Annotated in this window: 8 protein-coding genes; 7 read left to right on the top strand and 1 reads right to left on the bottom strand. The window is 67.8% G+C overall.

Features of this window, described 5'->3' with window-relative positions; all coding sequences use genetic code 11:
* Positions 1-20 precede the first annotated feature (20 nt).
* Entirely contained in the window at positions 21-3,824 is a 3,804-nt protein-coding gene (locus tag ACFY2B_RS11055) for a GH92 family glycosyl hydrolase (RefSeq protein WP_390762848.1), read from the bottom strand.
* Between the two features lie 338 nt (positions 3,825-4,162).
* Between ACFY2B_RS11055 and ngcE the strand changes: the two genes are divergently transcribed.
* From ngcE to ACFY2B_RS11020, 7 genes are all read left to right on the top strand, one after another.
* The gene (gene ngcE / locus ACFY2B_RS11050; RefSeq protein WP_390762847.1) at positions 4,163-5,614 is read left to right on the top strand and encodes an N-acetylglucosamine/diacetylchitobiose ABC transporter substrate-binding protein; all 1,452 of its coding nucleotides are present in this window, start codon (positions 4,163-4,165) and stop codon (positions 5,612-5,614) included.
* Between the two features lie 84 nt (positions 5,615-5,698).
* Positions 5,699-6,625 carry a carbohydrate ABC transporter permease gene (locus ACFY2B_RS11045; RefSeq protein ID WP_390762846.1) on the top strand — a complete coding sequence of 309 codons (927 nt, stop codon included), beginning with the start codon at positions 5,699-5,701 and terminating at the stop codon, positions 6,623-6,625.
* Between the two features lie 4 nt (positions 6,626-6,629).
* On the top strand, positions 6,630-7,553 hold the full coding sequence (locus tag ACFY2B_RS11040) for a carbohydrate ABC transporter permease (RefSeq protein WP_390762845.1): 924 nt from the start codon (positions 6,630-6,632) through the stop codon (positions 7,551-7,553).
* A gap of 518 nt (positions 7,554-8,071) precedes the next feature.
* A complete protein-coding gene (locus ACFY2B_RS11035) occupies positions 8,072-9,271 on the top strand; it encodes an ROK family protein (RefSeq protein WP_390762844.1) in 1,200 nt (399 codons plus the stop codon).
* Between the two features lie 133 nt (positions 9,272-9,404).
* Positions 9,405-10,505, top strand: coding sequence for a substrate-binding domain-containing protein (locus tag ACFY2B_RS11030; protein WP_390762967.1), 1,101 nt, complete (start codon positions 9,405-9,407; stop codon positions 10,503-10,505).
* A 177-nt stretch (positions 10,506-10,682) separates the two neighbouring features.
* Positions 10,683-11,474 carry an ATP-binding cassette domain-containing protein gene (locus tag ACFY2B_RS11025; protein ID WP_376523619.1) on the top strand — a complete coding sequence of 264 codons (792 nt, stop codon included), beginning with the start codon at positions 10,683-10,685 and terminating at the stop codon, positions 11,472-11,474.
* The gene (locus ACFY2B_RS11020) at positions 11,471-12,766 is read left to right on the top strand and encodes a sugar ABC transporter permease (RefSeq protein ID WP_390762843.1); all 1,296 of its coding nucleotides are present in this window, start codon (positions 11,471-11,473) and stop codon (positions 12,764-12,766) included. The genes ACFY2B_RS11025 and ACFY2B_RS11020 overlap by 4 nt, the downstream gene beginning before the upstream one ends.
* Positions 12,767-12,844: the final 78 nt, after the last annotated feature.

Raw genomic sequence — 12,844 nt, 5'->3', positions numbered from 1 at the left:
CCGGGTGACGAGCACGTCCGTCACGCCAGCAGTTCCACCTCCGCCAGCGTCGACTCGCCGTCCAGGACCAGGCGGTACTGGGTGTACGAGCCCGGCGCGGAGATCGTGAACGGCCGGGTCTGCCGGTCCCAGGAGAACGACTCGCCGGACCGCTTGTCCAGGGTCTGCCACGTCGTGCCGTCCGTGGAGCCCTGGAGGGTCCAGCCGGTCGGCGCCTTCGTGCGGTCCTTGGACGAGGTCAGCGTGTACTGGACCGCCTTGGTGGCGCTGTCCACCGGCAGGTCCACGGAGCTGACCGCCGCCTCCGTCGCCGACGTGTTGTCGAACAGCGGGCCCACGCCCTTCAGCACGTCCGCGCGCGGCGTCGGCACCTTGTCGTCCTTGGTGATGGAGACCGGGGCCGCGTCCTTGCCCGTACCCCACGAGGACGGCTTGGAGCCCATGTCGAAGGTGACCACGCCGCCCTTCTCCAGCACCGAGTTCGGCAGCGACGTCGACGTCCAGGTCTTTCCGTTGACCTTGACGCCCTGGACATAGACGTTCTTCGAGCTGTTCTTCGGAGCGTTGACCACCAGGTCCCGGCCGTTGTCCAGGTGGACCGTGACCTTCTTGAACAGCGGGGAGCCGATGCTGTAGTCGCCGCTGCCCATGACCAGCGGGTAGAAGCCGAGCGCCGAGAAGAAGTACCAGCCGGACATCTCGCCGTTGTCCTCGTCGCCCGGGTAGCCCTGCCCGATCTCGCTGCCGGTGTACAGGCGGGAGAGCGCCTCACGGACGTTCTGCTGGGTCTTCCAGGGCTGCCCGGCCGCGTCGTACATGTAAAGGGCGTGGTGGGCGACCTGGTTGGAGTGCCCGTACTCACCCATCCGCACGTCCCGGGCCTCGGTCATCTCGTGGATGACACCGCCGTAGGAGCCGACGACGTCGGACGAGGCGGTCTCCGGGGTGGAGAAGTACTCGTCGAGCTTGTCCCCGAGCCCCTTCTGCCCGCCGTACAGGTTCGCCAGACCCTTGCTGTCCTGCGGGGCGGTGAAGGCGTAGCCCCAGCCGTTGGTCTCCGTGTAGTCGTAGCCCCACACGCGCGGGTCGTACGTGGACGGGTCCCAGCGCCAGTTGCCCTTGGCGTCCTTGCCCTGGAAGAAGTCCACCCGGGGGTCGAAGAGGTTCACGTAGTCCTGGGCGCGGTTGAGGAAGTACTCCGACTCCTCCTTGTAGTGCTTCTCGCCCGTCTTCTTGTACAGGGCCTGGCCCATCTGGGCGACGCCGTAGTCGTTGACGTAGCCCTCCATCGCCCAGGACAGGCCCTCACCGGTGTCGGTGCTGGTGTACCCGAGGAACGGCGAGGTCGCCATGCCCTTGCGGCCGACGCCGGAGGACGGCGGCACCACCGTCGCGTTCTTCACGGCCGCGTCGTAGGCCGCCTTGGCGTCGAAGTCGACGCCCTTGACCATCGCGTCCGCGAAGGCCACGTCCGAGGAGGTGCCGGTCATCAGGTCCGCGTAGCCGGGGGAGGACCAGCGGGACGTCCAGCCGCCGTCCTTGTACTGCTGCACGAACCCGTCGACCATCTCGCCCGCCTTGCCGGGCGTCAGGAAGGAGTACGCGGGCCAGGTCGTCCGGTAGGTGTCCCAGAAGCCGTTGTTGACGTACACCTTGCCGTCGACGATCTTCGCGCCGGTCCTGGTCGGGGTGTCCTGGCCCGTCTTGGCGGAGAAGGGGGAGGCGTACTGGTACTTCGAACCGACCTTCTCGAAGGCCGAGTTGGGGTACAGGTACAGCCGGTACAGGCTGGAGTACAGCGTCGTCAGCTGGTCCGGCGTGGCGCCCTCGACCTCGACCTTGCCGAGCACCTTGTCCCAGGCTTGCTGGGCCTGGCGCTTGACGGTGTCGAAGGACGCGCCGGCCGGGATCTCCTGGCGCAGGTTGTCCTTGGCCTGGTCGACGCTGATCAGCGAGGTGGCGATGCGGAGCGTGACGGTGCGGTCGGCACCCGCGTCGAACTTCAGGTAGCCCTTGACGCCGCTCGACGAGCCGTCCGTCACCGGCTTGTCGAACTCGCCGTACACGAACATCCGGGTGGCGCCGGCCGACAGCCCGGACTTGACGTCCGAGTAGCCGCTGAAGGTCCCGCTCGCCTTGTCGAGCGTGAGGCCCGCCTGGTCCGTCACGTTGTCGAACAGCACGCTCGCGTCGTCACCGGGGAAGGTGAAGCGCATCGTCGCCGCGTGGTCGGTCGGGGCCATCTCGGCCTTCAGGCCGTTCTCGAACTTGACCCCGTAGTAGTACGGCCGGGCGGTCTCGTTCTCGTGCCGGAAGGCCAGCTCACGCGCCTCGCGGCCGGTGTCCGGGGTGCCGGACGCGACGGACGGCATCACCTGGAAGGTCTGCCGGTCACCCATCCAGGGGCTCGGCTCGTGGCTCGCGCTGAACGCCTGGATCGTCGGCAGGTTGTCCGCGTTGTTGGCCTTCGCGTACTCGTACAGCCAGCTGAGCGAGGACGCGTTGGTCACCGGGGTCCAGAAATTGAAGCCGTTCGGGACCGCGGTCGCGGGGAAGTTGTTGCCGCGCGAGAAGCTGCCGCTGGAGTTGGTGCCGCGGGTGGTCAGCGCGTAGTCGGACAGGTGCGCCTTGGGCTTCTCGGGGGCCACCTGCTTGACCGAGACGTCGTCCAGCCAGCCGCGGAACTTCGCCGGGCCCTTGGGGGAGTCGTAGGCCAGCACTATGCGGTCGATGGTCTTGCCCGCCGCGACCGAACCGATCCGCGACTCCACGTTGTTCCACTGGTTGACGTACAGCGCCTTGGAGGCGCCCTGCGCCTGCGGCGTGAGACCGAAGCCGTGCTGGTCGATCGCGCCCAGGCCGCTCAGGTAGGTGCCGTCCGTGAAGGCCAGGTCGACGGAGACGTTGGTGGCGTCGTAGTCGCGGTCACCGTCGGCCATGGACGGGAAGATGCGGTACGACAGCTGGGTGTCGCGGTCGACCTTCGTGTTCACGTCGAAGATCTTGTTGTACGAGTAACCGCGTCCGTCCGCGGTGTGCCGGCCCGCGTACCTGAGGGCCCGCGTGCCGGTGAAGCCCGCGCCCGCCTTCGCGGTCGGCGAGCTGGTCGGGCCGCGGTCGACCAGCGTGACCATGTCCTGCGGCACCGGGGCTCCGCTGTCACCGGTCGAGAACTGGACGTCCGCCAGCTGGAGGATGCCCGAAGCGCCGTTGTTCTTCGTCACGTCGAGCCGGAAGTGCTGGTACTCGGCCGGCTCGGCGAGGTCGTACGACTTGGTCTGGAACCGCTGCGGGAACGTCTCGCCGGAGCGGGTGTCGAGCGTCTTCCAGTCCTTGCCGTCGGTGGAACCCTGGAGGGTCCAGTCCTTCGGGTCGCGTTCGGCGGAGTCGTTCGCCGACGTGAGGGCGTAGGTCACCAGCTTGATCGGCTTGTCCAGGTCGAACTCGACCCAGCCGGTCGGCTCGAAGGCCAGCCACTTGGTGCTCGGGTCGCCGTCGGCGAGGTTCTCCTTGACTTCACCGCCGTCGGTGTTCTCGGCGCTCGCGCGCACGCCGGTGACGTGGTCGTTGACGTTGCCGGGGATGCCGGTGGTGTAGCCGCCGTCGACGCCCGAGGCGCGCTTGGCGCCGTCCGGTGTCGTGTCGACCGTGCTCAGCCAGTCCGGCGCCGGATCGTTCGCCTCGAACGAGGAAGCGAACTCCCGGTCGGCGGCCGGTGCCTTGGCGGGCAGGGCGACCGCGGCCCCCTGCGAACCCGCCGCCAGAACGAAGGCGGTCGTGATCACGACCGCCGGGCCCCATCTGTGTCGAACTCTCCGCTGCATGTGCGAAAACCCTCCCTGCGCATCAGACAACGTTGTCAAAATCGCTGCGCAGGAACCAGTAGGGAGTCAAGTGACCGATGATGTCAAGGGTGTTGCCTGTGGCATTCGGGGCTGTATGTCGTGGATTTTTCGGGCAAGACGCTCACAGTGGGCCCATATTTCCGGGAGGTCTCAACTCGGAAAAGACCCATGGTCAACCTTGCGCATGATGTTGCTCGGCCGCCGGGAACTGGACTATACCTGTCGGCATTTCCTGCACGACCCAGCGCTACCCGACGAGCGGTGCCGGGGAGGATCCGGTTCACCGCCTGAGTCCTGGAGAAGGCGAGGACTTGAGCATGGGATCCACTTCCGCAGCGAATCACGGTGGCGATGGCCTCGGCCGTCGTGATCTTATCAGACGCTCCGCGGCCCTCGGTCTGTTCACCCTTCCCGCGGCGGGCTTCCTGTCGGCCTGTGCGAGCAGCGGTGGGGACAGTCAGGACAAGGCCGCCGCAGGCAAGAAGACGGCGAAGAACCCGCTCGCGGTCAACGAGAGCGCGCAGATGGAGTTCGTCCTCTTCGACGGCGGCTACGGCAAGGAGTACGGCCAGGACGCCGTCAAGGTCTACGAGAAGGACTTCCCGAAGGCGACGGTGAAGTTCTCCACCACCCAGAAGATCCAGTCGACGCTCCAGCCCCGCTTCAACCAGGGCAACCCGCCGGACCTCATCGACAACTCCGGTGCCGAGCAGATGGACATGGGCGTCCTGGTCGGCAAGAAGCAGCTCGCCGACCTCACCCCGCTGCTCGACGCCCCCTCGTTCGACGACCCGGACAAGAAGGTCCGCGACACGCTGCGCCCCGGCATCGTCGAGATGGGCCAGTTCGACGGCGAGCAGGTCTGGATCCTCTACTACGCCTACACGGTGTACGGCGTCTGGTACTCGCAGAAGGCCCTGAGCGCGCTCGACGAGCAGTACCCGCAGACCTGGGACCAGATGCTCGCGGTCTGCGAGAAGGCCAAGAAGAAGGGCATGGCGGGCTGGACGTACGCCGGCAAGTACCCGTACTACCTCCCCTTCTCGCTCTACCCGATGATCGGCAAGGTCGGCGGCCGGGAGGTGCTCGACGCCATCGACAACCTCGAACCGAACGCCTGGAAGCACCCGGCGGTCAAGACCTGTTTCGAGGCGTACTACGAGCTGTACAAGAAGGGCTACGTCCTCAAGGGCACCCCCGGCCTCGACCACATCCAGTCGCAGACCGCCTGGGCCGAGGGCAAGGCGCTGTTCATCCCGAACGGCTCCTGGGTGGAGAACGAGTCGGCGAACGTCATCCCCGCCGACTTCGGCCTCGCCGTCTCCGCGCCCTCCGGCATCGACGGCTCCGACAAGCTGCCCTTCGGCACCATCTGGGCCTCCGGCGGTGAGCCCTACATCGTCCCGGCCCACGCGAAGAACGGCGCGGGCGGCATGGAGCAGCTGCGCATCATGCTCGGTGAGGCCGCGTCGAAGAACTTCACCGTCAAGGCGAGGTCGCTGAGCGCGTACAACGGCGGCACCACCGGGATCACCCTGACCCCGGGGCTCAAGTCCGGTGTCGCCGCGCTGGAGAAGGCGGGCCAGAACGTCGTCAACCCGCGGCTCCAGGACTGGTACGTGCAACTGGAGAAGGAAAAGATCGGCGTGGCCGGTCTGGGGGAGATGATGGCCGGCCGGCTCACTCCGGCGGAGGCCGTCAAGAAGATCCAGGGTTTCGCCGACGAGGCCGCCAAGGACACGTCGATCAAGCACTACAAGCACCAGTGACGATCCGTCACCAGGGTCCGCCTCGCCGAGCGCGCGGGGCGGGCCCTGGTGACGGCACTCGCGGGGAGATCGAGGGCGGCAGTCATGCAGCACGGTAAGTACCGGTTCATCGCGGGGTTCTTGGTGGTGCCCCTGGGGCTCTACGCCCTCTTCGTCGTCTGGCCCTTCATCCAGTCCATCTACTACTCGTTCACGGACTGGACCGGGCTGAGCCCCGACTTCAAGATGGTGGGCCTCGACAACTACACGAGGATGGTCCACGACGACATCTTCTGGAAGTCGTTGCGGCACAGCCTGCTGTTCGCGGTGGTGCTCCCACTGGTGACGATCAGTCTGGCGCTGTTCCTCTCCTTCATGATCAACGTGGGCGGCCGGCACCGGAGGGGCGGACCGGTGGTCACCGGGGTCCGGGGCTCCTCCTTCTACAAGATCGTTTACTTCTTCCCCCAGGTGCTGTCGATCGCGATCGTCGCCCTGTTGTTCGCTTTCGCGTACAACCCGGACAGCGGTGCCATCAACTCGGTGCTGCGCGGCATCGGCCTCGACGGCCTCCAGCCGCTGTGGCTGGGCGACCCGAGCCTCGCCCTGTGGTGCGTGATGGCGGTCCTGGTCTGGTCGACCACCGGCTTCTTCGTGGTCCTGTTCTCGGCGGGCATGGCGTCGATCCCCGCCGACCTGTACGAGGCGGCCCTGCTGGACGGCGCGAGCCGCTTCACCACGTTCTCCCGCATCACCCTGCCCCTGCTGTGGGACACCGTGCAGTCGGGCTGGGTCTACATGGGCATCCTCGCCCTGGGCGCCGAGTCGTTCGCGGTCGTGCAGATCATGACGACCGGACCGGGCGGCCCCGACTACTCGACCACGGTGATGGTCCTGTACGTGTACCAGAAGGCGTTCCGGGACGGTCAGGCCGCCTACGCCACCACCATCGGCGTCGCCCTGCTGGTCGTCACGCTCGCGTTCGCGGCGATCGTGATGCGGCTGGGCCGTCGCGAGCGGCTGGAGTTCTGATCCGATGAAGACGACCGAGACCCCCGCTCCCGTGCCGGCCGAGTCCGGCGCGCCGGTGACCAGGACGGACCCGTCCGCCGCGCGGCGGCCCGGACGGAAGAAGGAGGGCCAGGCACTCAACGCCTTCTCGCACGGTTTCCTGGTCATCTGGGCGATCATGGTGGTCACACCGCTGCTGTGGGCGGTGATGACCTCCTTCAAGGACGACCGGTCCATCTTCTCCTCGCCCTGGTCGCTGCCGGACAAGCTGCACTTCGACAACTGGTCGCGGGCCTGGACCCAGGCCAACATGAGCGACTACTTCCTCAACACCGTCCTGGTGGTGGCCGGCTCGCTGATCGGCACCCTGGTGCTCGGCTCGATGGCGGCCTACGTCCTGGCCCGCTTCGACTTCCCCGGCAACCGCTTCATCTACTACCTGTTCGTCGGCGGCATGAGCTTCCCGATCATGCTGGCGCTGGTCCCGCTGTTCTACGTCGTGAACAACATGGGGCTGCTGAACACGATCCACGGGCTGATCCTGGTCTACATCGCGTATTCGCTGCCGTTCACGGTGTTCTTCCTGACGGCGTTCTTCCGGACGCTGCCGACGTCGGTGGCGGAGGCCGCCTTCGTGGACGGCGCGTCCCACTCCCGGACGTTCTTCCAGATCATGCTGCCCATGGCCAAGCCCGGCCTGATCAGCGTCGGCATCTTCAATTTCCTGGGCCAGTGGAACCAGTACATGCTGCCGACCGTGCTGAACACCGATCCGGACAAACGCGTCCTGACCCAGGGCCTGGTCCAGCTCGCGGTGAGCCAGGGATACAAGGGCGACTGGTCCGGACTGTTCGCGGGGCTGGTGATGGCGATGCTGCCGGTACTGGCCGCATACATCGTCTTCCAGCGCCAGGTGGTGCAGGGGCTGACGGCAGGCGCGCTGAAATAACGCGTGGCCCGGCCGGCCCGGTGACGCCCGGTTCCCTGCGGTCCTTCGGGGTCGCTGCCGGGCGTCGGGCCGCCTCGGGGCGGCCGGTCCCGTACGGGAACCCCCTCGGGGTACTGCCGTGCCTCCGTCGGACCGGTCGCGGATTCGCGGGTGTGATTCGCACACAGGTTCCCTCGTCGCCGGTGGGGCGGGGGTGTGAGGGGCGGTCCGGGTTCCGCGGGTGAAGGGGCGGGGAGGCGCCGTGGGCGGGTCGGACGAGGGCTCGCGGCGGTCGGCGGCAGGGCCGCGGGAGGCGCCACGAGGCCGCTGCCGCCCTGCTGGAGTGGCGTGGGCGGGTCCGTCGGGTGTCCCCGGCGCGAACGACGAAGTGACAGCGATTTACGTCAAGGACTTGACTGCGGCAACCCCTTCAGCAGAGCTTGGAGTTCATAACTTGTAAGTGGCCCGGTTCCGCAGATGTGACCTGGGCCACGGGCGGCGCTGGGGCCGCCCGGCCGATGGCGGGAGTGGATGAGTCGATGGAGACTCCGGGGTCGCAGTCGTCGCTGCACCGAGCCAACCTGGAACGAGTCGTACGGGCCGTGCGGCTGGCCGGGTCGCTCACGCAGGCGGAGATCGCGCGGACGACCGGCCTGTCCGCGGCGACGGTCTCCAACATCGTGCGGGAACTCAAGGACGGCGGAACCGTCGAGGTGACGCCCACCTCGGCGGGTGGCAGGCGGGCCCGGAGCGTTTCGCTGAGCGGAGACGCCGGGATCGTCATAGGCGTCGACTTCGGCCACGCCCACCTGCGCGTCGCGATCGGGAACCTGGCGCACCAGGTGCTGGCGGAGGAGTCCGAGCCGCTGGACGTCGACGCGTCCGCCGCGCAGGGCTTCGACCGGGCGGAGGAACTGGTCAACCGGCTGATCGACGCGACCGGCGTGGACCGGGCGAAGGTCGCGGGCGTGGGCCTCGGCGTGCCCGGCCCCATCGACGTCGAGTCGGGCACCCTCGGCTCCACCGCCATCCTGCCGGGCTGGTCCGGCACCAGGCCCGCCGAGGAGCTGCGGGGGCGGCTCGGCGTTCCGGTGCACGTCGACAACGACGCCAACCTGGGCGCCCTCGGCGAGCTGGTCTGGGGCAGCGGCCGGGGCGTGCGCGACCTGGCGTACATCAAGGTCGCCAGCGGCGTCGGCGCCGGTCTGGTCATCGACGGCAAGATCTACCGGGGCCCCGGCGGCACGGCGGGTGAGATCGGCCACATCACGCTCGACGAGTCCGGCCCGGTCTGCCGCTGCGGCAACCGCGGCTGCCTGGAGACCTTCACGGCCGCGCGCTACGTGCTCCCGCTGCTCCAGCCGAGCCACGGCGCCGACCTGACCATGGAGGCCGTCGTACGGATGGCCCGGGACGGCGACCCGGGCTGCCGCCGGGTGGTCGCCGACGTCGGCCGGCACGTCGGCAGCGGGGTGGCCAACCTGTGCAATCTGCTCAACCCCAGCCGGGTGGTCCTCGGCGGGGACCTCGCCGAGGCCGGAGAGCTGGTGCTCGGCCCCATCCGGGAGTCGGTCGGGCGCTATGCCATCCCCAGCGCCGCGCGCCAGCTCTCCATCCTTCCCGGGGCGCTCGGCGGCCGTGCCGAGGTGCTGGGGGCGCTCGCCCTGGCGCTCAGCGAGATGGGTGATTCAACCCTTTTGGACGGCACCCTGCCCACCGCGACACCCGCCTTCACTTAGAGAACGGCTGACACCGTTGCCATCTCGTTAAGGATTTACTTCTTGACGTCGCACGTGTGGCCGAGTTGACTTCCAGCCACCTCGGCCGCAACGACGCGGCCTCGTCAGGGAGGTTTCTGAAGTGAACACGCGTATGCGTCGTGCCGCCGTTGCCGTTGCCGCAGGTGCGATGGCCGTTTCGCTTGCCGCCTGTGGAAGCGCCAAGAACTCGGGCAACAACGACTCTTCCTCGTCCTCGCCCAAGAAGGGCGACGACATCAAGGTCGGTCTGCTGCTGCCGGAGAACAAGACCGCGCGCTACGAGAAGTTCGACCGCCCGTTGATCGAGAAGAAGATCAAGGAGCTGACGAACAACAAGGCGGAGATCCAGTACAACAACGCCCGCCAGGACGCGAATCTCCAGGCGCAGCAGGTCGACACGATGATCACCAACAAGGTGGACGTGCTCATCGTGGACGCCGTGGACGCCAAGGCCATCCAGAACTCGATCCAGAAGGCCGCGGACGCCGGCATCAAGGTCGTCGCCTACGACCGTCTGGCCGAGGGACCGATCAGCGCCTACACCTCGTTCGACAACGTCGAGGTGGGCAAGACCCAGGGCGAGGCCCTCCTGAAGGCCCTGGGCAGCAAGGCCACCAAGTCCTCCAAGATCATCATGGTCAACGGCTCGGTCACCGACCCGAACGCCAAGCAGTTCAAGGAAGGCGCCCACTCCGTCCTCGACGGCAAGGTCACCATCGCCAAGGAGTACGACACCCCGGAGTGGTCGGCGGACAACGCCAACTCCGAGGTGGAGACGGCGATCTCGTCGATCGGCGCGAAGAACATCGCGGGCGTCTACTCCGCCAACGACAGCATGGCCGGCGGTATCATCACCGCCCTCAAGGCGGCCGGCCTCACCGTGCCGGTCACCGGCCAGGACGCCGAACTCGCGGGCGTGCAGCGGATCGTCACCGGCGAGCAGTACATGAGTGTCTACAAGTCCTACCCGGAGGAGGCGGCCACGGCCGCCGAGATGGCCGTCGCGCTCGCCAAGGGCGAGAGCCTCGACTCCGTCGCCAAGACCAAGGTCTCCAGCGGCAGCGCGAAGGACGTCCCGTCCACGCTGGTCCCGGTCGTCTCGCTGACCCAGGCCAACATCAACGACACCGTCATCAAGGACGGCATCTACACCGTCTCCGAGATCTGCTCGGGCAAGTACAAGACGGCCTGCGACAAGATCGGCCTCAAGTAGGCGGTCACGGTCCCTCCAGACACGGTGATCCACCCTTGAATCCCCGTGTGGGACACGACCGCCCCCGGCTCCACCGGTGCCCCGCGCATCAGTCAGCCCCGCAAGCTCGGCGCGGGGCGCCGGATGGATTTTCCCCAACTTCTGCACAACCTCCCGCCGGGTCAGGCGGCGAAGGAGATGGTTCACGTGTCCGCTACGCCCGTGCTGGCGTTGCGCGGGGTCTCCAAGCGGTTCGGTGCCGTTCAGGCGCTCACCGACGTAGAGCTTGAGGTCCACGCCGGTGAAGTGGTCGCCCTGGTGGGTGACAACGGCGCCGGAAAGTCCACGCTGGTCAAGACGATCGCCGGCGTGCACCCCATCGACGAGGGTGTCATCGAATGGGAAGGCAGGCCGGTCCAGATCGGCCGGCCGCACGAGGCCCAGAACCTGGGCATCGCGACGGTGTACCAGGACCTCGCGCTGTGCGACAACATCGACGTCGTCGGCAACCTCTTCCTGGGCCGTGAGCTGAAGCGGCGCGGCATCCTCGACGAGGTCGAGATGGAGCGCCGCTCCCGCGAACTGCTCACCACCCTGTCGATCCGCATTCCCAGCGTCCGCATCCCGATCGCCTCGCTCTCCGGCGGTCAGCGCCAGACCGTGGCGATCGCCCGCTCCATGCTCGGCGAGCCCAAGCTGGTCATCCTCGACGAGCCCACCGCCGCCCTCGGCGTCGAGCAGACCGCCCAGGTCCTCGACCTGGTGGAGCGGCTGCGCGAGCGCGGCCTCGCCGTGATGCTCATCAGCCACAACATGGCCGACGTCAAGGCCGTGGCGGACAAGGTCGCCGTGCTGCGCCTGGGCCGCAACAACGGCGTGTTCGAGGTCAAGACGACCTCGCAGGAAGAGATCATCTCCGCCATCACCGGAGCCACCGACAACGCCGTGACCCGTCGTGCGGCACGCTCGAACGGGGAGGTTTCCCAGTGAGCATCGACAAGACCTCCGCGGCCACGCAGGACGAGACCGTCGTGGAGAACACCGAGGCGGCGGCCGCCGCGGTGACCGCGGTCGACCCGCGCCTGCTGGTGCGCGAGCAGGGCCTGACGGGCTACCTCGGCGAGTTCAAGCGCAAGCTGAAGGCCGGTGAGCTGGGCTCCCTCCCGGTCGTCCTCGGCCTGATCATCATCTGCATCGTCTTCCAGAGCCTGAACTCCAACTTCCTGTCCGCGCAGAACCTGAGCGACATCACCGTCACGATGGTCGGCACGGGCATGATCTCCGTCGGCATCGTCTTCGTGCTGCTGCTCGGCGAGATCGACCTGTCGGTCGGCTCGGTCAGCGGCGCGGCCAGCGCCCTCGCGGCCGTCCTCGCGGTCAACCAGGGCTGGCCCGAGTGGCTGGCCGTGGTCATCGCCATCGTGGCGGGCGTCGCCATCGGCGCGCTGCACGGCTTCTTCTTCGCGGTGCTCGGCGCCCCCGCCTTCGCCGTGACCCTGGCCGGTCTGCTGTTCTGGCTCGGCTTCATGCTCAAGGTGCTGGGCGAGAACGGCACGATCAACCTCGACGGCGACGGACTGATCGGCAAGCTCACCACGTACTTCTTCTCCGACGTGGCCGCCGCCTACGGGCTGGCCCTCGTCGTGGTCGTCGTGTTCTTCGTCACGTCGTTCCTGGGCAACCGCCGCCGCGAGGCCGCGGGCATCCCGTCCCGGCCGCTGAGCGACACGCTGGTCCGCACGATCCTGCTGGCGGTCGTCTCGTTCGCCGCCGCCTACATGTACAACCAGTACAAGGGTCTGCCGCTGGCCACGGTGATCTTCGTGGCCTTCCTGGTGGGCACGGACTTCGTGCTGCGGCGCACCGCCTACGGCCGCAAGGTCTTCGCGCTCGGCGGCAGCGTGGAGGCGTCCCGCCGCGCGGGCATCAACGTCACCGCGGTGCGGATCTCCGTCTTCGCCATCTCCGGCGGCTTCGCGGCCATCGGCGGTCTGTTCCTGGCCTCGAAGATCGCCTCGGCCAACCAGAGCGCCGGCACCGGCGACCTGCTGATGAACTCGATCGCCGCGGCCGTCATCGGCGGCACCAGCCTCTTCGGCGGCCGGGGCCGCACCTGGAACGCGCTGCTCGGTGTCCTGGTCATCGTGTCCATCCAGTACGGGCTCCAGCTGGAGTCCATCGCCGAGCCGGTGAAGTACATGATCACCGCGGCGGTGCTGCTGATCACCGTGGTCGTCGACTCCATCACGCGCAAGACGCAGAAGACCGCGGGCCGCGCGTAGCGCTCCGCTCGGGGTCGGCCGCAATAGGTCGTTGCTTGGCTGCGGCGGCGTCGTGGCTGGTCGCTCCCCCGAGTTCTC

Origin of the sequence: Streptomyces sp. NPDC001270 (assembly GCF_042896695.1) — a bacterium.
Classification (GTDB): Bacteria; Actinomycetota; Actinomycetes; order Streptomycetales; family Streptomycetaceae; genus Streptomyces.
Note: the sequence above shows the minus strand (reverse complement) of the source record. Positions and strands in the feature narration are given on the sequence as shown.